This window comes from Leptospira inadai serovar Lyme str. 10 (assembly GCF_000243675.2).
Lineage (GTDB): Bacteria > Spirochaetota > Leptospiria > Leptospirales > Leptospiraceae > Leptospira_B > Leptospira_B inadai.
Genome location: NZ_AHMM02000005.1, coordinates 41005 through 59978 on the forward strand (window position 1 = coordinate 41005; position 18974 = coordinate 59978).

The window sequence follows — 18974 nt, forward strand, 5'->3', positions numbered from 1 at the left end:
GGAAACACTAATGCATAATATTATAATTATAGCAACTTCAGTCTTAATTCTATCCTCCTTGAATTTCTCTAATTGCATGAACGGAAACTCGATCTATACGAGCCAAAAGAATGCTAAAAAAATAATATTTCAAGTCGGAATACTCAAATGCATGTCTTCCGGAGGAAAGGCGAGCGATCTAGCCAATGTCCAGTCGTTAGTCACGGAAGTAATTTCACAAAACCCTACTCTCGCACCGTCCGACGAATCGGATCAGTATTTTAAAACGAGTGCGGTCCATAATTGCGAATCGGCGATACTTGCCGCTTCGATCACAGGCTGCGACTTCAAGGATTTTATCGCGGCGGATTACTTTTCGGGTCATAAGATCTGCCACTTAACTCCTAGCCGGGAGTTTAGAATCGATCGAATGAACCATTAATGAATTCAAGATAGGCGGGGTCGGCCCGTTTCTAATCGAAATCTTTTCGGAGTTTTTTCGTTATGGGGAAATGGACGATTTTATTCTTTTTCTCGGTAATCCATATCGTATCATTCGTATCGCCTCGATCGGCTCAAGAAGCTCCTGTCGAAACGAAACCGAATTTATCCGGCGAAACGGTGTCGAAACCGGCGGACACTTTATTACCGGGAAAACTTCGAATCCAAGGAATGCTACAAGTACGCGGCATTTCCGCTCAAAGAGATTCTAGCTTCTCGAACGGACACCGCGATTTCAACTCTGTTGATGCTAATTTTCGTCGAGTCCGGCTTGGGACGAACTACCGAGCGCAAAATTGGGGGTTTGCCTTAAATCTTCGTTTGGAAGATTTGATCAATTTCCCGAACACAAAGGAACGGAAAAACGCGAACGGAACCGTAACCGACGTATCGGTAAAGACCGACGGAGGAATTCTGCAGTCCGGGTATTTTTGGTTTCAGTTTCCCGTGTCCTGGGTGAGAGCGACTATAGGACAATTCAAAACTCCGTTCCAAAGAGAACAATTGGCGAATGCAAATCGGTTAGCGCTACCCGAAAGGGCATACGGAACATACCTTCTTCCCCGTTACGATATCGGAGGAATGATCGAGCTCGAACCCTTAAAGATGATATCGCAAGAACATTCAAAATATATAATTCTCTCCTTGGCGGCGACGAATGGAAAGGGGTCCAGCCTCAATGGAGTCGGAAATAAACAAGTTCTTACTTCCTATAATACCACGGATACTCCGCTATTAATTTCTCCTCAACTCTCCTGGAGAATCGAATTCAATCCTTTCGGTGGAATCCTTAAGGACGGTAAAGACGCGGGTTGGACGGAGGGGGAGGAAATTTTTTACCGGGAAACGAAACTATCCATCGGATTCGCGGGAGTTCAAACGAAAGAGCTATCGACGTTAGACCAGCTAAACCCGCAGATTCGCGGAGTCTCGCCTCTTAATTTAGAAATTCAACAAACGACGCCTTCAAACGGGACTGGAATCGGCCCGAACTCAAAACCGATCGGAATTACGGGAGTTCCTTTGGACCAAACCGGAACCTTTCGTCCTTCCTTCGGATTTGGAGCCCACACTTATGATTTCACATTCACCACGCATGGATTGTATGCTTCCGGCGCCTATACTAGTAGCTATGGTGCGGCTTCTCTCGGCACGGTATCTTACACGGGGACATTGGGTTATTCCATACCGATGGGCCATACGATTCTTTTGCCGCTTGTACGGTATGATCGGATCTGGGGGGATTTTAACGAGGATCAAAAATTGGAGCCGTACGAGAATTTGCAAGCTTGGTGGTTCGGGTTCGATTTATTCTTAAAAAGAAACGATCTAAAGATTCAAATATTCTATAAGGAACAACATGATTCGCTAGGAAAACATATGTATACAGGCACACCGTACGACTCGCATGATGGCACCTTATATCTACAGTTGCAAGGAGCCTTCGACGCCGAAATATCGACGAAGTGATTTCGGCTTGCAATCGAACCGGCGCATACGAACGAATACGGCTTGTAAAAACGAGAAATACCGTCTCGGGCTTCGAGTCTCGACCCGTGTTCCCGCAAAACCCTAGGCTCTGCTCATAAATATCTCGTTGCGATTTCCGTTCGGGGAAATCTCTAATCCTTAACGATCCTTTTTTCGAGCCGCAAGTTTTTGCTCGTAAAATTCTTTGCTCGCAGCATAAATCGATTTTTCGAATGTGGCAAAGACGGTCCCGTTTTCGTTCTCGTATTTTAAAGGGAGATCGAACGTCGTCTCTCCGTTCTGTGAAATCTTCTCCTTCGTTTCGGCGATTAGTTCCTCCGAGATAAGAAAGCGAGTCTTGATTCTCTCCGTAATCGGTCTAATGAACTTAATCTTCGCCGCCTTATCCCAAACCACATAATCTTTTCCTAATATCCACATCATTAAAAGCATAAAATAAGGATCGACCGAACTATAAATGCTTCCTCCGTACACGGTACCGACCCGATTCAAAGTCCGCAAATTTAAGGAAAGCCCGATGTGTAATTCCCTGAAATCGGACGATATGAATTCGATTTTACCTCCCGTACACCAAATACAAGGCCAATAGTTCAATTTGAATCGAAGCCAGCGGGATTCCCAAGATTCCTTACGGTCTGTTGGAAATAATTTCATGAAGAAAAGTCCTCCTTCAGTTCGAGTTTTAAAAGAAGCTTCTTTAATAACCGAGACAACTCACCCTTCTCCTTCTCTGTCAAGGTATTTAGGAGATCCGTCTCGGATTGCGCATGTTCCTGAATAGCGCGGGAAATCGCCTCTTTTCCTTGGTTTGTTAAACGAATCAAAATCCCTCGCCTATCTTCCGGGTCGAGATCTCGTACGACCAAACCGGAAGACTCCAACCGATCGATACGATTGGTCATCGTTCCCGAAGTTATCATTAACGTGGAAAGTAATTCGCCCGGAGATTTCCGATACGGTTTCCCGCTACGTAATAACGCGGCTAAGACATCGAAGTCTTGGTAGGTCAATCCGTGTTTGTCGAAAATAGGTTTGTGAACGTCGGTAAAAATAATCTGCGACAACCGGTGGACGCGACCGATCAAAGCGATCGCGTCCACGTCCAAATCCGGTCGTTCCCGAATCCATTGTGCTCGAATAGTATCCACATGATCCGTTTTTCCGCTCATTTTTACTTTTTGAAATAAAAGTATCTTGACGTCAAGGTAATTGAAGATTAAATCCGTCCATATATCTTGATATAAAAATACTTTATTCAAAGATAAGTAGGACGGAAAATGAAATTCAGCGTTATCATAAGCTTACCCGGAACGGTTCTATTCCGTAAATCCTAGAAATATTACATTTTTGGAAAGTTATTTTTACCGGTATACACGGGCATACTCTACGGACTTCATCGGCTATACGCGATAGGAAGAATTTCCGAATCGCCCAAGAGACCTTATCGTGCGGTCATGCTTCTATTCGGCCTAGCGGTTTTAGGAAATTCTCTCGCTTACTGGGCGTCGGACTTAGATCGGCTTTGAATCGAATGTCGCCATCATTTTTGTCTTCGAAAAATCGGATTTCAGATCGGCCCTCGAGTCGAGTTAATCGATCGGCGAAAGTGAGGGAACGGAAAGCGATGAAAATCCAAATAATCCGGTTGCAGTATTGATTTAGATCTTCAAATTTGTATTCCTTCGGGGGCCAAATATGCTCACTCCTTTTTTTGGGGAATTTTTAGGAACATTCGTTTTAATCTTGTTGGGAAACGGCGTCGTCGCAGGCGCCTTACTGGAACATTCCAAATCAAAAGATAGCGGTTGGATAGTGATCACGGCGGGATGGGCTTTTGCAGTGCTTTTGGGAATCTTAACGGCAAACGCTTTCGGTAGCGTCGACGCGCACTTGAACCCCGCAGTAACGCTGGCATTCGCCGTTCAATCGGGTGATTTTTCTAAATTGATTACGTATGTTCCGGCACAGGTATTAGGCGCCTTTCTCGGATCCGTTTTCGTATACATTCATTATCTTCCGCATTGGAAGGAAACGAAAGACCCCGCTCGAATTTTAGCGGTATTCTCCACGGAGCCCGCGATTAGACATAGGGTTGCGAATTTCACAAGCGAGTTTCTCGGTACGTTTATATTAATCTTAGGCGTATACGCGATTTTTTCCCCGCAGATAAAAGGGTTAACGTCTCATCTAGGAGCCTTCCTAGTCGGACTTTTAGTCTGGAGCATCGGACTTTCCATGGGCGGTACGACCGGATATGCGATCAACCCCGCCCGGGATTTCGGACCTAGATTCGCACATTTTCTATTACCGATTCCGGGAAAGAGTTCTTCAAGATGGGAATATGCCTGGTTGCCCGTGATGGCTCCGCTCTGCGGTGGAGCTTTTGCCGGATTCCTGATTCGGCTTTTATGAATTCCGGCGCTCTTTATTTTTAATTATCTTCGATAGGAAAATCGTTTATGTCGTTTCACAAAAATCTCATTACTCTTTCTGAATATAATTTATGGATGAACGGTACGATTTACGAATCGGCGGAAAAATTAAGCGATGAGATTCGAAAAAAGGATATGGGAGCTTTCTTCGGCTCCATTCACGGCACCTTAAATCATATTCTTTGGGCCGATAAAAATTGGTTGGGTAGATTCGTCGATAGCGGTTATGGGTCCGCAATTTTGGATCGGAATATCGCGTTCGAAGAACATTCTCAAAGTTCAAATCATCGTCACGAAATCCATTCGGATTTTTCGAAGCTCAAATCGGAAAGAAAGAGTTTAGACGAGAAATTGATTCGTTGGGTAAAGGAAGGCCTTTCGGAGGAAATCATCCGGCAAAATCTAGGCTATAAAAGTTTGAAAGGCGATTCGTTTTCCACTCCGATTTCCGAAGTTCTAATCCATCTCTTTAATCATCAAACTCATCATCGAGGGCAGGTCACGACTCTCTTGTTTCAAAACGGAATCGACCCCGGAATCACAGATTTCATATATTTCACTCGAATCAAATCCTGATTCTCTATTTTATGTACAGTTGCCAGAACTCCGCTTTGGACGGAGAAGACATGAAAGCGACATACAGATCGAAAGAAATTTCCGAATAAATCAGGATCTCATCCGTGTGAAACTCGATTTCCAGAATTCGCGAGTCCTTATCGTAAGCGATGGCTCTAAGTAAGGGTGAAGTAACGAAATGCCTTTCCAATGTCCGATCCCCCGCGGGATTTTCCGATTTTAATTCGTAAAGTTTTTCACCTAAAAAGAGTTAGACATCCTTAGGAAAACTCTTTACTTTGCGTAGTCTGGTGAATGTTTTTTTCATTATTTTTTCCATCTTTCTTTTATTTCAAGGCAATACGCATGCCTCTCCTTTGCAAAGCGGGATCTTTGAAATATCAGGCGGCGAGCGCGAAGTCGTATCTTTAGAGGGAAATTGGCAGTTTGTTTACGGAAGTTTCATCGATCCGAAGCAAACGGCGGATTTTACGTCTTGGGGAACTCTTTCGATTCCGGAATCATGGCAGGGTAAAACCCTTGGGAATAAAATCCTTCCGCGGGAAGGAATCGTAACGCTCAGATTGATTCTGCACTTCTCTCCGGATTCTTTCGGAAAAGATTATCAATTGTTTCTACCCGATTTTGCCTCCGCGTACCGCCTCTATATCGACGGAAAATTAACGCATTCATCCGGTATACCGAGCGCTGATTCCAAGCAGGAAATCCCTCGCCTGAAACCGGTCTACATTTCGATTCGTCCGAATTCATCCTCCGTCGAAATTCTTTTGCAAGGCTCGAATTGGGTAAATAATTTCGGAGGCTTTTGGCAGGTACCGAAAATCGGAACCGCCTCGGCCATGGAGCTCGAAAGAACGTTCGTTCAGTCGAGAGAAGCGTTTCTTTTCGGAGGTTTGCTTTTAATCGGCCTATATCATATAGGATTATTCCTGTTTCGACGAAAAGAATTATCCATTCTGTATTTCGCGATCTTTTGCTTTCTTTTATCGCTTCGAATCATCCTTGTAGGAAACAGGCTGCTCCTGGATATTCTACCCGAATTCGCCTGGGACTCCCTTTTCAGGTTGGAATTTTTTTCATTTTATAGCGCCGTTCCGATATTTCTTCTGTTCTTACATTCGTTGTTCCCGTTAAACACGCATCGATCGATCGTAATAGGCAGCATCATTTTATCAGGAATTTATAATATTTCATTATTATTCCCTCTTTCTTTCTTTACGAAGATAATCGACCCTTTTCAGATGTTCATCGCTTTTTGTATCGTATACACGATCGCGGCCACGGGAATCGCCGCATACCGCAAGCAAGAGGATGCGATTCTTTTCTTAGGCGGGTTTATAGCGTTCGGAATAACCGTCGCTATGGATTTGATTTGGGACCGATTGAATATCCGAGGAATGAATTTATCTCCCTACGGCTTACTGCTGTTTACCCTTTGCCAATCCTTAGTTTTATCCAGAAGAATAGCAAGGGCCTTCAGGAAGTCGGAAGAATTGACCGAAAACCTTCAGATCTCCAATAACGCGTTAAATATACTAAAGGATAATCTGGAAGCGTTGGTCCTAGAAAAAACCTCCGAGTTAAATCGCTCATTGGATCATATTCGCAGGGATTTGCTGGTCGCGCAGAGCATACAGAAAAAAATCTTTCCGGAAAATTCGGAAGCCTTCCGTGAAATACGGTATTCGGTAAAATATCTGCCCAAGGACGAAGTAGGCGGCGATTTTTACGATTTATTCGAAATTTCTCCGGGAATCTTCCGTGTCTTTTTAGCCGACGCAACGGGCCACGGGGTCCAAGCCGCGTTAGTCACGATGGCAATCAAGGCGGAATACGAGGGAATCAAATACGGAGCAAAAGACCCGGCCTTTTGCCTATATCTTTTGGATGATAAATTCCAAAGAAAATTCTCCTCCCTAGGAACGATTTTTTCTTCATTTATCGTGGATATTTATGCGAAGGAAGATCGTATCGTATACGCATCCGCCGGTCATCCCGACCAGATCCTCCTACTGTCCTCCGGATTATCCCCTTTACGCCGTACCGGCGCAATCATCGGACTTCGAAACAATAAAGGTTATGAAAATGCCGAGAGATCGTTTCGCCCGGGAGACAGGTTATTTCTGTTTTCCGACGGAGTTTTCGAGCAATTTAATTCCCGGAGAGAAGCATGGGGAGAGCGTCGATTGCAACGTCGATTAGCGGAACTCTCCAAAGAACCGATAGAAACGATTCCCGATATCGTTCTTCAAGATATCGAGGCTTGGTTGGGGCAAACGCTTCCGCAGGACGATATCAGCCTTATCGCCGTCGAAAGAGTGTAGAATGTTCGAAAATAGAATAAATGGCTTTACGAAAAACGAATGCAAAATTCTCCTTATGTCGGAATTCCCATTTAGCATCTCGAAATGATTTCAAATCTAGTTTAAGGATCCATCCATGACAGTCGCCAAAACGGGCGCCCTCCGCTTTATTCTCATCACTCTATTGATCGACTTTACCGGATTCGGCATTATAATCCCCGTCGTTCCGAAACTCATCGAACAATTGATCGGCGGGGATCTGAGCCAGGCCTCTCTCCACGGAGGTTGGCTGACATTCGCGTATGCATTTACTCAATTCATTTTTGCACCGATTTTAGGGGGCTTAAGCGATCGTTTCGGAAGACGACCTGTATTACTCGCTTCTCTCCTAGGATTAGGAATCGATTATGTATTTTTGGCGTTTGCGCCGGACATTTGGTGGTTGTTCATCGGACGAATCGTAGCGGGACTCACAGGCGCTAGTTTCAGTACCGCGACGGCTTATATTGCGGACATCAGCACTCCCGAAAAACGTTCCCAAAATTTCGGCCTAATCGGAGCGGCCTTCGGAATCGGATTTATTATCGGACCGGTCATCGGAGGAATCTTCAGCAAATTCGGCCCGAGAGCTCCGTTCTTAGTCGCGGCCGCATTATCTCTTTTGAATTGGATTTACGGATATTTCGTACTTCCCGAGTCTTTGTCGAAGGAAAACAGAAGGGAGTTCGAATGGAAACGGGCCAATCCGATCGGATCGTTGGTTCAAATCAATAAACTACCGGGAGCGCTCTCCGGATTATTACTGTCCATCGCTCTCCTATTCATCGCAAACCATTCCTCAGAATCTACCTGGACGTATTTTACGATGGAGAAATTTCAATGGAACGAGGAGTTGGTAGGATACTCCCTCGGAGTCGTAGGAATCACGATCGCATTCGTGCAGGGATTCTTACTGCGGATTATTATTCCTAAATTGGGTCAAAAGAACGCAGCGTATCTGGGAATCTTCGTCCGGATTTTCGTGAGCATTCTCTTTGCCCTATCGACCCAAGGATGGATGATGTATGCGCTCCTGGTCCCTTTTGCGTTAAGCTTTCTCGCGACACCCGCAATTCAAGGTTACGTCTCCAATCATATACCGGCTAACGCACAAGGCGAATTGCAGGGAATGATGGGAAGTATAATGAGTCTTACGTCCATCGTTGGTCCGGTGATCATGACGAACCTATTTTCCTATTTTACGAAATCCGGTTCGATCCTTTACTTTCCCGGAGCTCCGTTTATTATGAGTTCCTGCTTGGCGGTCCTGAGCGGAATTATTTGCGTTGCCTGCTTCCGGGCGGAAAAAAAGAGAATTACGACAAACTAATTCGTTTATCCAGGAAAATATCGCTTAAAGTGGATTGCCGTCTATTCGGAAATCACTGATCTTCCGCGTCCTCTTCCAGCCCTAGATAAAAGAGGGCCCAGAGGGTATCAAAAAGAATCTGCATCAGAAGCGCGAATCGTTCCTCCTGATCCTCGATCGATTTATAATCTTCCAAGAGAAAGGAAACGAAAGGTTCCAATATGTTTCTTTCCTCCTCTTCGGAAATCGCCTTCAAACTATCCACACTGAAGCTATCGTCCACGGGAATTTCATATAAAGAGAGTCGAGTATTCAAAATACGAATCGCCACTCCGATGAGATCGGAATCCGCCATTGTTTGGATCCCGGCGTCCTTAAGACCGCCTAGGATTCCGGAAATCGCCTCGTCGGTGACGGCTTCGGCGCGTTCTTCGTCTTCTTCGTTATATGCTTCCGAAATCGCGACCAGGATTTCCGTAGATTGATCCAGAACGTTCGAAAGAGCTTCGTCAAAACGATACTCGTCTTCTTCCGTCAATTCTCTCGTGAATCCGGCGTCCAAATCGTCATAAAAAGATTCGGGATCATCCGCCTCGCAAGCCGCCGATGCAAACGTTCTGACTACCAGCCAAAACGGAGATTTTTCATGACCGATACGACGAATTTCTCCTGCATAACCGGCTACTGCGTTCTGCCAAGCTTCGGGGGAATAACGAGCGATTTCCATAATAAACTACCCTACCTAATTCTTCGCCCCCGTCGAGTCGGAAATTCGGATACGCTTCAAGAATTCCGAATCGATAGTCGGCATCAACGAGCCGATCGGTATTCTGCTTGCGCCTTACACAATTTCACGGAACCTCAATCGCATGAATCGGATTCGAACAAACTTCGACCAACCTCGTTTTAATAGAAATTCTAGAAGCGGACATTATGAAAGTTGGTTTGTACGAGCCAATCATCCGCATCGTCCTTTGGCGATTTGGATTCGATACACCATATTCTCTCCTCGGTCGCATCCGGCATCCGCACTAGGAGAACTTTGGGCGATTTATTTCGACGGGGAAGCGAATTCGCACATAAGCTTCAAATCCGAATTTCCCATTCAAGAATGCGAATTTAACGCGGATCCGTTCATTGTGAGAATCGGAGCTTCCTATCTTACGAAGGAAAAAACGATCGGACAAGCCGATTCGAAGGATCGGTCTCAAAAAATAGAATGGGATTTAACGTTGAGTGGAGGAAGTTCTCCGGCATTTTTATTCCCGGAAAAATACTACGACTCGAACTTTCCGAAAGCGAAAGTCTTGGTAGGCCGACCTTTAGCCATATTTAACGGAGTCTTAAAATTCGGCGGCAAGGAACTCCCGATAGAGAATTGGAAAGGTTCTCATAATCATAATTGGGGAAGCCGGCATACGGATCGATACGCTTGGGGACAGGTATGCGGATTCGATGGGGAACCCGACTCATTTTTAGAATTGGCGACCGCAAAACTGAAATTCGGTCCTATTTGGACTCCGGGAATCACTCCTATCGTTCTTCGATTTAGAAATCTTGAATATACCCTAAATGAGCCGATGCGATCGCTTTTTAGAGCTTCTTATTCCTACTTCGATTGGAAATTTTCCGTTTCCTCCCCAAAAATTCGAATCGAAGGAAGAATTCATGCGAATCGATCCGACTTCGCATGCTTACGATACAATAATCCTCCCGGCGGCTGGAAGTACTGTTTGAATACAAAGCTCGCGAGGGCCGAACTTTTAGTCACTAGGAGCGGGGAAACATCGCCTTTACGACTTATCTCTGCCCGATCGGCGGCATTTGAGATTTTGACCGATGATCCTTCGCATGGGCTGCAACCGGAAATTTGATCCCTCTAAAATTCTAATCCTTCTAAGCCCGAAAGGGCACTTTTCCAGCCGGCAATCGAGGAATTCGCATTGACAATTTAGGCGCTAAAATATTTTTGAGAATCATCCTCAGTTTCAAAATAAGAGACAGTAATTCCCATTCCGTTTTCGAAGGATTCTCGGTGAAATGGCCCGAGCGGAAAAAGGGGAGTGTCTGAAACTTGGAGGAATTTCTGTTAGAGCTGGAGATAAAATTTTCTTGACTTTTATGAGACTGATTCTCATCTACAGTATCAATCTGGTTCCAGTTGGTGCCGGAGGGAGTCATCCCACAGTTCATCTCTGGCCCCGTTAGGCAAACGCCTCTCGGGGATTTTTCCGGAGAGATTCGAAATTATTTTAGGAGCGAAATCTATGTATCGAACAATTAACTATGTAATCCCGGTTCTCTTTATCGGAATCCTTCTATCCTGTACAAACGGAAAGAAGGATGATTCTTCCATGGCCTTAATGGCCATTCTAGGAAATCAACCCTCGGCCTCGAGGGCACAGGTAGTGAGCCGCTATGCCGATTTGGCGTACGAATCTTACAATAAAAATTACCAGGACCTAGTCGCTTTACAAACCGCGGTAAACGCACTCGTAACTACGCCCAGCGCGGCAAATCTAACCGCCGCCAAAAACGCTTGGATCAAGGCTAGATCTAGCTACTTGGTAACCGAAGCGTTTCGATTTGCGGGAGGGCCGATTGATGTGGCCAGCATCTCAAGCATCAACTGGCAAGGTTGCGGAGCCGGAACGAATTACGTGGGCGATACGACCTATGCTTGCGAGAGCTTAATCAACTCTTGGCCGTTAGACGAAATTGCAATCGACAACTACATACAGGGCGGCAACAACACTACTAGCTTTGCGTCGATTCTGAACAGGAACGGAGATATTTCCATCGCATCGGGCGGAAATACGGACTCTACGACCATCGTTCTTACCGGATGGCACGCTATCGAATACCTTCTTTGGGGACAGGATAATTCCGGAAGCCCGCAAATGTACAACCAAGTGGCCGGTCTTGCCGATTATACTTGTTTTACGGGTTCGCCAGGCACCTGTAATAGCAATGGACAAGGCGGAACCAACGGTGGAACGGGAAGCAACCGAGGAAATTATCTTAAAACCGTCACCGACGCATTAGTCGGTCATTTAAAGTTAGTCAGGGATTCCTGGGGAACCGCAGGCTCACCGGGTCCTTATAGACAAACTTTCCTTGCGGATCCGAATGCGTCTCTCACTCAGGTATTTAGAGGGTTAGGAAAGTTTATCGCCGGGGAATGGGGAGGAGATCGTTTAAAGGGAATTTATGCCCATGACCAGGAAGACGAACACTCTTGCTTTAGCGACAATACGAAGTCGGACTTTTACTACGACGCTCAAAGCGTTTTGAATCTTTGGACGGGAAGTTATACATTAGTAAAAGGTAATCCATCGAGCACCGGTCCGGGACTCTCGGCCTTATTGGGAATGCTAGGCCAAGGAAATATACAGTCGGAAATCGCTCAGGCAAGGGATACTTTTTGCCTCAATAACGCCGAGAGCATTGCGGATCCGAATTATACATCTTCCTGTCCGTCCGGATCGATATCAGGGCGTTATGACCAGATCATTATGAACGGGTTCAACGGTTTCCCGGGATCCCAAAGTCCGGATTATCCGACTCTTCAAAATGCTCAGGTTCTGATCGGGGACCGACTGAAACGGGATTTCGTGTCGGCAGCAACGGCTCTAGGCATTACGATCACCGACTTTACTAATAAGTAATATGCAACGGATCCGAAATCAAGACATAGCTTGAGACTTAAAAAAAAATGAACTGTAATCTTAAATCACTCTCTTCGGCCAAATCCGGAAAATTTTCAGCTAAGCTGATTCGGCTTTTTTCCGGATTTGGAATCGTTACTCTATTTTTTGTTACGCCTTTCTATTCCTGCAAACACGAATCGAAAAGCAATCTTGGGGAACTGGCCCTCATTTTGATGAGCCTAAATCAGGACCCGGGCGAAGCCTATTCCGGAGGTTGGACGACCGTATTCGATAATACGGTCAACGCGTTTAGCCTACCGGCCTTTAATCTACGTATAGACGGTTCGACTCAATTCAACACGGGGCATGCGTTTTTTAATACGAACTGGTCTCAGGAGGGAAATAGCGCACTTTCCGGTAAAGGACCCACGTTTAATACTAGTTCCTGCCAAGCCTGCCACAAGAAGGACGGCCGGGGAGCTCCCCCAAATAACGGCGCGTCTCCCCCGGTGTACGGAGGTTCCTTAGATATAGCGGTGAGCATGCTGGTGCGATTATCCAAAGACGGCGCCAACGCAACGACGGGGGGACCGATCCCGACCGACAACTACGGACTTCAATTGAATCAACAAGGTATTGCAGGCTTTACGAACCTTCATCCCAGCTCGCATAGCGTTGCTGCAACTCCGGAAGAAGGGCACGCATCCGTAACGTACAACTCGGTTGCAGCGCCTGTTTGCTCGACTTGCTCCGGCACTACATATTCCGACGGAACTTCCGTTACGCTTTCGCAACCGACGTATTCTTTTTCCGGATGGAACTTCGGAGATCCGACCGTCGCGGCTGGCGGCTTCCATTATTCACCCAGAGTGGCTCCGATGATTGCCGGTCTAGGATTATTAGAGGCAATACCAGAAAGTACGATTTTATCCTGGGCGGATCCGAACGATGCGGACGGAGATGGAATTTCAGGAAGACCTAATTATGTTTGGGATACTGCCGCGGGAAAAAAAGCGCTCGGTCGGTTCGGTTGGAAAGCTAACGAACCTAACCTATCTCAGCAGAATCAGGATGCGTTTCTGGGTGATATAGGCATAACGAGTCCCTTAAACCCCACTGATAATTGTCCGGCAATCCAAACGATTTGTCTGGATGCCAGGAACGGCTCGGGTGATCCGGAAATCACTTCTAGCATCGTAGATCCCATAAATTTTTACGGACAACTCGTAGGGGCTCCCGGCAGGCGATCCGTGAACGATCCGCAAGTCGTGCATGGAAAACAGTTGTTCATCTCGATCGGTTGTGCCGCGTGTCACAAGCCTTTGGTCGTAACGGGTGTCGTACCGGATTTTCCGGAAAATTCATCTCAGTACATAAAGCCTTATACGGACTTACTTTTGCACGATATGGGATCCGGCTTAGCTGATGGAAGAGCCGATTTTGACGCCACCGGGAGCGAATGGAAGACCCCGCCTCTTTGGGGATTGGGTTTAATCCAGAACGTTAATGGACACCAAAGGCTACTCCATGACGGAAGAGCCAACGGACCGGAAGAAGCCATTCTGTGGCACGGAGGAGAGGCGACCACGGCAAGATCGAATTTTCAACTACTGTCCGCATCCGATAGAAACGATATACTTAAATTCTTAAATTCACTGTAAGGCAGGGTAACAATGAAATATTATCTTAACTTCAATTCCACCTTCGCAACCGTATTGCTTGCGGATTTCTTTATATTCTTTTCGCTTTCCTGCCAACCTAATAAAGGAACGGACATGTCCACAATTGCGTTCTTACTCGCAGCGCAACCTTCCTATGCGGAATTTCTGAATTATTCGGGAAACAATGTGATCCTGCCTACGTTGCAGGATCTGGAGAATAAGAGTTTAAGTCTGAACACTTCGGCTCAAAACTATTGTTCGGACCCGACCAACACGACCAAGCTTGCAAACCTACAACAAGCTTGGAAAAACGCCAGAAGTTCATTAAAAAAATCCGAAGTTTTTTATTTCGGACCTGCCGAAAATCCTCCTGGATACTATTTCACGAATTTGGACGGATATGAAAAATTACAAAGGCCCAAATGGAATAATATCTCCGCAGTGCTTACGAATACTACAAGCTTTCCTACGATCAATGAAAGCAGCGTATTAACCTATAGCACCGTTCGAAGAGGTTTCGAAGCGTTGGAAATGCTGATCTTCAGTTCCGACGGAAACGATGCGAATATTTCCAGTTCCGCCAATATCATTGCCGCAAATAGTTCTAATGCGGGTTATCAGCGAAGATTGGACTATATTCAAGCCCTCGCGCAGGTTATCTATGACGATGCGAGAAACTTAAACACTCAGTGGAAATCGACCGGTGGGAATTTTATAGGGAACTACGTCGGCGGTAACGGATATTTTAAATCCTCGAAAGAGGCCTTCGACACGTATGTTACGAAAATTGCAAGTTTGGCCGAGGTAACCCGCGATCAAAAAACGGGAACTCCCGCCGGTTTAAGTCTTAGTTCCGCAGGCACGGCTCATTCCAACCTAACGGAAGCGATTTTTTCCAGAAACGCGTACCAAGATCTGTTGGACAACGTTTACGGAATCGAATTTGCCTATATCGGAAATGCGGGAGATTCTCAGGCAAAATCGCTTTCCTTAATGGTTCAAGCCCAAAATTCTTCGGTGGACGCAAACATCAAGAGCGCGATCGCGGATTTAAAAACGACTCTGCAAACGAAAATCGCCGGGGCCTCCGATCTGTATGCGGATATAAGCGCCGGATCTTCCACGATTAACGCGCAAGTCTCCCCGCTTTGGATAAAATTCAAAACTCTGAGAACGCTTACCGGGACCGATTTACTTTCGGTATTAGGAGTACCTGCTATGCCCTCTAACGCCGACGGAGATTAGGGATCGGACGATTCGTTGTAGAAAGAAGGCTCGAAATGATTTTAGTCGTGATGGTCCCGTTAAATTATTCTTGCCAGAGAAGCGACTTCTCTTTCTATTAACGGACTATGTATAGTTCCCTACACGCTCTCTTATCGTTTACGAGTTGGACCTTACTCCTAGGTTTCGGAGTTATTTTATTTCGAGTAACGCAGGTGCTTACCGGAAAGAAAAAATCGAACGAATTTCCGGCATGGATCCAGCACGGCAGCGACTTCTATTGGAGATTGCATAGGGCCCACGTAAACTGTTTAGAGAACTTGCCTATTTTCGCGGTTTTAGTTTTTGCCGGGGCGTTACTGGATCCTAATCCGGCTATGTTTGATTTATTCGCATGGATCGCATTTGCATCAAGAATCCTCCAAACCTCCGCCCACCTGAGCGGAGGCGGTGAATGGCCGGTAAATATCCGATTTACGGGATTTCTTTTTCAATACGCCTCCTTTGCCTCGATGCTTTACCTTCTCATACAGAGCCTACCGTAACACCGCTTACAGTATTAGGTTTTTCTTATGCAGAGGGCATGCGATTCGTGTCCTCTGACCGAAGTTGTCCTCGTTGAGCTCATGCGAATCGAGTATGAAGTCGTAGAACCTATATCCGTCATTTAGCCACTCCAACTAATCAGTCCCGATCAAAATCCAAACTCATGATTTCTCTTTACGATCCTTTTTCCTTTCCACGCCCGTACACTTCGGACGTTCCGTTCTTTGGAAATCGAGGAAAAATTCAGGAATTCTAATATATCACGTATTCCATGCGAAATTTTGTCGGGATCGTCATTCTGAAACGATTTCGCGGAATCTTTATCGGAAGGGGAGATTCCCGCCTCGGAAATTCGAGAGAAACGTGGCAAAGTCCTTCTAAAGAAAAAATCATCTTGACCGTGATTCGAATCCAGACTACATTCCTATTGGTTTATTTATCAGATGGCTTCTAAATTCGATTATCTCAGACGTAACCTGTACGCAATGGCCGAATTATGTCTGGAACAAATCTTAATTTTAGATGATGCGATCGAACAGGAAAATCCGGATTTAGCAAAGCAAGTAATCGAACGGGACGATCTGATCGATAGTTTAGAAAAACAGAATGATAACCTTTCGCAAAATGCGATTTTAGAGGCGGTTGCCAATCGTAATTTACTGGGAATGGATCAGGTGGACGGCGAAGTCATTCTCAAAAAAGATCCGCTTCGATTCGCGCTCTCCGCGATCAGAATCAACCGTAACTTGGAAAGAATGGGCGATCAGATCGTGAACTGCGCTACGTGTTATAGGCGAGGACTGTTGCCTAAGGGTTTTTTCCGACAAGAAGAAATCCTGGATAAAATGCTCTCCCGAGTCGTAACCTTAGTCGGAATGGCGGTAGAATCGCTCGTGGAAGAAAAAAACCGGTTCTACGGTTCGGTTCATACCGTTGAAGAGGAATTGAACAATCTGTGCAACGGTGCCTTCCTAAAATTCGTTATGGATCCTAGACTGGATAAAAACCAATTCGCCGATTTGTATCGGATGATCTTAGGAATCGAACGAGCCGGCGACTACGCGGTAAACATCGCCGAAGAACTTGTGCGTCTTAATACGGGAATGGATATACGACATTTATCCGATCCGGTCCAAGTCACCGAAAAAGTAAAAACACCTTCGTAAACGAGACTTCCCTTCTTCATAAAATTCCGTTTTTTTCCCGTTTAGAAAACGACTTATTCCGGTTGACGAATGACGAATGACGAAACCGGGACTCGATGTTCCAATAAATCGAGCGTTTCATAAAAACGGGCTAACTTTTCGGTAAGTCCGTTTTATGAAACTTAATATTTATTTAAACTACTATCATGAATGAAAAAAATAAGACTCCTTCCTTATACGAATGGGCAGGCGGAATGCAAGCCTTTGAAAATCTAACGAAGCTTTTCTATCAAAAAGTCTTACAGGATGATTTATTAGAACCCGTCTTTAAGCATATGTCGCCGGACCATCAACAAAGAGTGGCACATTTCATCGCCGAAGTCTTTGGAGGTCCCAAGATTTATAGTTCGGAAGATGGAAGTCATTACTCGATGATTCAAAAGCATCTTTCAAAACGCTTGACGGAAGATCAAAGAAAGCAATGGATTCGATTGCTCCTCGAGACCGCCGACGAGATTGGTCTTCCTAGTGATCCCGAATTTCGATCCGCTTTCGTCGCCTATATTGAATGGGGAACAAGAATCGCGGTAAATAACTCGAACACGGACGAGCTGCAAATGAATCCGAACGAACCGATGCCGAAATGGGGATGGGGGGAGCCGGGCGGCCCCTACTTACCCGAGTAAAATGTGTACGTCTCGTTCCATAAAACCGTCAATCATGTTCCAGTACGCATAGAAAATGTTGTCGAAAACGCCATCAACGATGTCCCGATGACGGCAATCTGTAGAAATATTGAAATTGACTTACGCGAATTTTTAGGCGAAACTGAACTACCGGCGAAGTTAGAACCGATAAATAATATCCTGTTATGAACCGATCTTCAGGAGCGAAAATGGCATTCATTTAAAAGTATATTCTAAATAAATACTATATTATTTTATAAAAAACGAATTTATCAGGAATAATTCGAAAGCGAGAGGCGGCTTCTATGGACATGATAAAAGGAAAAAATGGCACCATCTTTTTCGAAGGGAAAAAATGCATCCACTCTCGTAATTGCGTACTGAGTCGACCCGACGTATTCGTTCCGAACGTCGACGGAGATTGGATTTATCCTGATCGAGCAACGGAGGAGGAAATCAAGCAATTGGCCATCAATTGTCCTTCCGGAGCAATTAAGTTCGAGTCGAATTCCAGCCTATCCGAATCCGCACCTATCGTAAATGTAGTTCGCGTTCGTGAAAACGGGCCACTGGCATTTAACGCCGACATGGATATTATCGGACACGGATTGGAGTTTAGGGCCACTCTTTGTCGATGCGGAGAATCTAAGAATAAACCGTTCTGCGATAGCAGTCATACTAGTATTCAATTCGTTGCAACGGGCGAGCCTACCCCTGTCCTGGAACCGAAAACACTTACTGCCAGGAACGGTAAATTGCTGATCACTCCCGCTAAAAACGGTCCGCTAAAGGTCCAAGGAAATTTAGAAATTTGTACCGGCACAGGCCACATGATCAATCGTATCGATAAAACATACCTGTGCAGATGCGGCGGCTCTTCCAATAAGCCTTACTGCGACGGAACGCATAAAAAAATTAAGTTCTCTTCGGAATGATTCATTTTTCGGAAATCCACGAAGTCGCAGGAGTCGCGGTCTTTATAAGGATTTCATTTAACTCTAAATCGCGATATCGATCTAGAGAGATTCGTATTTCTTCATTTTACGGGAACGGTCCCAACCATGATTGAGTTGAATAAGAAAACCTTTACCTGCCCTGTCGACGTTGCGCTCAGTTTTTTTGCGGGAAAATGGAAGATACTGATACTATCTCATCTTTATCACTTCAAAAATAAAAGTTATAAGGACATAAAGACGAATCTGCCCGGAATTTCGGAAAAAATTTTAGTTCAGCAATTGAAGGAGTTGGAAGGAAACAAACTTCTAAACAGAGAAATCATATCCGAAAGACCGTTACGGGTGGAATATTCCCTGACCGAGTTCGGCAGGTCGTTGGCGCCGTTATTCGAATTTTTAAGCGAATGGGGAATCGGTTACTTAAAGAAAAACGGAATCGATTATATTCAGGACCAGCATCTTTACAAGTAAGAGAC

Annotated in this window: 19 protein-coding genes; 15 read left to right on the forward strand and 4 right to left on the reverse strand. The window is 45.3% G+C overall.

Going from position 1 to position 18974, the window contains the following annotated elements; all coding sequences use genetic code 11:
- Positions 1–10 precede the first annotated feature (10 nt).
- On the forward strand, positions 11–421 hold the full coding sequence (locus LEP1GSC047_RS00580; protein ID WP_010417707.1) for a hypothetical protein: 411 nt from the start codon (positions 11–13) through the stop codon (positions 419–421).
- A 62-nt stretch (positions 422–483) separates the two neighbouring features.
- Entirely contained in the window at positions 484–1950 is a 1467-nt protein-coding gene (locus LEP1GSC047_RS00585; RefSeq protein WP_010417704.1) for a porin, read from the forward strand.
- 159 nt (positions 1951–2109) lie between these two features.
- On the opposite strand, the gene LEP1GSC047_RS00590 is transcribed toward LEP1GSC047_RS00585, so the two are convergent.
- Positions 2110–2625: a DUF4442 domain-containing protein gene (locus LEP1GSC047_RS00590; RefSeq protein WP_010417701.1), complete on the reverse strand. Its 516-nt coding sequence runs from the start codon at positions 2623–2625 to the stop codon at positions 2110–2112.
- Entirely contained in the window at positions 2622–3119 is a 498-nt protein-coding gene (locus LEP1GSC047_RS00595; protein ID WP_238325496.1) for a MarR family winged helix-turn-helix transcriptional regulator, read from the reverse strand. Before LEP1GSC047_RS00595 ends, LEP1GSC047_RS00590 begins: the two co-directional genes overlap by 4 nt.
- 547 nt (positions 3120–3666) lie before the next feature.
- Between LEP1GSC047_RS00595 and LEP1GSC047_RS00600 the strand changes: the two genes are divergently transcribed.
- Positions 3667–4383 carry an MIP/aquaporin family protein gene (locus LEP1GSC047_RS00600; RefSeq protein WP_010417695.1) on the forward strand — a complete coding sequence of 239 codons (717 nt, stop codon included), beginning with the start codon at positions 3667–3669 and terminating at the stop codon, positions 4381–4383.
- A 47-nt stretch (positions 4384–4430) separates the two neighbouring features.
- Complete coding sequence (locus LEP1GSC047_RS00605; RefSeq protein WP_010417693.1) at positions 4431–4979, forward strand: DinB family protein; 549 nt, start codon at positions 4431–4433, stop codon at positions 4977–4979.
- A gap of 4 nt (positions 4980–4983) precedes the next feature.
- Here the strand turns inward: LEP1GSC047_RS00605 and LEP1GSC047_RS00610 are convergent, their stop codons facing one another.
- Positions 4984–5169 (reverse strand): KTSC domain-containing protein, encoded by a 186-nt coding sequence (locus tag LEP1GSC047_RS00610; RefSeq protein ID WP_010417690.1) that lies wholly within the window; start codon positions 5167–5169, stop codon positions 4984–4986.
- A gap of 100 nt (positions 5170–5269) precedes the next feature.
- Between LEP1GSC047_RS00610 and LEP1GSC047_RS00615 the strand changes: the two genes are divergently transcribed.
- Together LEP1GSC047_RS00615 and LEP1GSC047_RS00620 are read left to right on the forward strand one after the other, a co-directional pair.
- Positions 5270–7303, forward strand: a complete 2034-nt coding sequence (locus LEP1GSC047_RS00615) for a PP2C family protein-serine/threonine phosphatase (RefSeq protein WP_039933726.1) — start codon at positions 5270–5272, stop codon at positions 7301–7303.
- Between the two features lie 115 nt (positions 7304–7418).
- Positions 7419–8651 carry a TCR/Tet family MFS transporter gene (locus LEP1GSC047_RS00620; RefSeq protein WP_010417683.1) on the forward strand — a complete coding sequence of 411 codons (1233 nt, stop codon included), beginning with the start codon at positions 7419–7421 and terminating at the stop codon, positions 8649–8651.
- Positions 8652–8703: 52 nt separating this feature from the next.
- On the opposite strand, the gene LEP1GSC047_RS00625 is transcribed toward LEP1GSC047_RS00620, so the two are convergent.
- A complete protein-coding gene (locus LEP1GSC047_RS00625) occupies positions 8704–9357 on the reverse strand; it encodes a hypothetical protein (RefSeq protein ID WP_010417680.1) in 654 nt (217 codons plus the stop codon).
- 142 nt (positions 9358–9499) lie between these two features.
- Between LEP1GSC047_RS00625 and LEP1GSC047_RS00630 the strand changes: the two genes are divergently transcribed.
- The 9 genes from LEP1GSC047_RS00630 to LEP1GSC047_RS00680 all read left to right on the forward strand — a co-directional run bounded on the left by LEP1GSC047_RS00630 (position 9500) and on the right by LEP1GSC047_RS00680 (position 18969).
- Complete coding sequence (locus LEP1GSC047_RS00630; protein ID WP_010417676.1) at positions 9500–10504, forward strand: hypothetical protein; 1005 nt, start codon at positions 9500–9502, stop codon at positions 10502–10504.
- A gap of 393 nt (positions 10505–10897) precedes the next feature.
- Positions 10898–12298, forward strand: coding sequence for an imelysin family protein (locus tag LEP1GSC047_RS00640; RefSeq protein WP_010417669.1), 1401 nt, complete (start codon positions 10898–10900; stop codon positions 12296–12298).
- 47 nt (positions 12299–12345) lie between these two features.
- The gene (locus LEP1GSC047_RS00645) at positions 12346–13941 is read left to right on the forward strand and encodes a di-heme oxidoreductase family protein (RefSeq protein ID WP_010417665.1); all 1596 of its coding nucleotides are present in this window, start codon (positions 12346–12348) and stop codon (positions 13939–13941) included.
- Positions 13942–13953: 12 nt separating this feature from the next.
- A complete protein-coding gene (locus tag LEP1GSC047_RS00650) occupies positions 13954–15186 on the forward strand; it encodes an imelysin family protein (RefSeq protein ID WP_010417660.1) in 1233 nt (410 codons plus the stop codon).
- A gap of 107 nt (positions 15187–15293) precedes the next feature.
- Entirely contained in the window at positions 15294–15710 is a 417-nt protein-coding gene (locus LEP1GSC047_RS00655) for an MAPEG family protein (RefSeq protein WP_010417657.1), read from the forward strand.
- 444 nt (positions 15711–16154) lie between these two features.
- Positions 16155–16877, forward strand: a complete 723-nt coding sequence (locus LEP1GSC047_RS00665) for a phosphate signaling complex PhoU family protein (protein WP_039933728.1) — start codon at positions 16155–16157, stop codon at positions 16875–16877.
- A gap of 185 nt (positions 16878–17062) precedes the next feature.
- Positions 17063–17542, forward strand: a complete 480-nt coding sequence (locus LEP1GSC047_RS00670; RefSeq protein ID WP_010417647.1) for a group II truncated hemoglobin — start codon at positions 17063–17065, stop codon at positions 17540–17542.
- A 305-nt stretch (positions 17543–17847) separates the two neighbouring features.
- On the forward strand, positions 17848–18477 hold the full coding sequence (locus LEP1GSC047_RS00675; protein WP_020988026.1) for a CDGSH iron-sulfur domain-containing protein: 630 nt from the start codon (positions 17848–17850) through the stop codon (positions 18475–18477).
- A gap of 126 nt (positions 18478–18603) precedes the next feature.
- A complete protein-coding gene (locus tag LEP1GSC047_RS00680; protein ID WP_010417640.1) occupies positions 18604–18969 on the forward strand; it encodes a winged helix-turn-helix transcriptional regulator in 366 nt (121 codons plus the stop codon).
- The last annotated feature ends 5 nt before the right edge of the window (positions 18970–18974 follow it).

Excerpts from the sequence above, each read along its gene's own strand:
- LEP1GSC047_RS00650 (WP_010417660.1), top strand. The coding sequence starts at position 13,954 with ATGAAATATTATCTTAACTTCAATTCCACCTTCGCAACCGTATTGCTT.
- LEP1GSC047_RS00675 (WP_020988026.1), top strand. The coding sequence starts at position 17,848 with ATGGACATGATAAAAGGAAAAAATGGCACCATCTTTTTCGAAGGGAAA.
- LEP1GSC047_RS00665 (WP_039933728.1), top strand. The coding sequence starts at position 16,155 with ATGGCTTCTAAATTCGATTATCTCAGACGTAACCTGTACGCAATGGCC.
- LEP1GSC047_RS00630 (WP_010417676.1), top strand. The coding sequence starts at position 9,500 with ATGAATCGGATTCGAACAAACTTCGACCAACCTCGTTTTAATAGAAAT.
- LEP1GSC047_RS00605 (WP_010417693.1), top strand. The coding sequence starts at position 4,431 with ATGTCGTTTCACAAAAATCTCATTACTCTTTCTGAATATAATTTATGG.
- LEP1GSC047_RS00655 (WP_010417657.1), top strand. The coding sequence starts at position 15,294 with ATGTATAGTTCCCTACACGCTCTCTTATCGTTTACGAGTTGGACCTTA.
- LEP1GSC047_RS00580 (WP_010417707.1), top strand. The coding sequence starts at position 11 with ATGCATAATATTATAATTATAGCAACTTCAGTCTTAATTCTATCCTCC.
- LEP1GSC047_RS00590 (WP_010417701.1), bottom strand. The coding sequence starts at position 2,625 with ATGAAATTATTTCCAACAGACCGTAAGGAATCTTGGGAATCCCGCTGG.
- LEP1GSC047_RS00640 (WP_010417669.1), top strand. The coding sequence starts at position 10,898 with ATGTATCGAACAATTAACTATGTAATCCCGGTTCTCTTTATCGGAATC.
- LEP1GSC047_RS00620 (WP_010417683.1), top strand. The coding sequence starts at position 7,419 with ATGACAGTCGCCAAAACGGGCGCCCTCCGCTTTATTCTCATCACTCTA.
- LEP1GSC047_RS00680 (WP_010417640.1), top strand. The coding sequence starts at position 18,604 with ATGATTGAGTTGAATAAGAAAACCTTTACCTGCCCTGTCGACGTTGCG.
- LEP1GSC047_RS00585 (WP_010417704.1), top strand. The coding sequence starts at position 484 with ATGGGGAAATGGACGATTTTATTCTTTTTCTCGGTAATCCATATCGTA.
- LEP1GSC047_RS00670 (WP_010417647.1), top strand. The coding sequence starts at position 17,063 with ATGAATGAAAAAAATAAGACTCCTTCCTTATACGAATGGGCAGGCGGA.
- LEP1GSC047_RS00625 (WP_010417680.1), bottom strand. The coding sequence starts at position 9,357 with ATGGAAATCGCTCGTTATTCCCCCGAAGCTTGGCAGAACGCAGTAGCC.
- LEP1GSC047_RS00645 (WP_010417665.1), top strand. The coding sequence starts at position 12,346 with ATGAACTGTAATCTTAAATCACTCTCTTCGGCCAAATCCGGAAAATTT.
- LEP1GSC047_RS00600 (WP_010417695.1), top strand. The coding sequence starts at position 3,667 with ATGCTCACTCCTTTTTTTGGGGAATTTTTAGGAACATTCGTTTTAATC.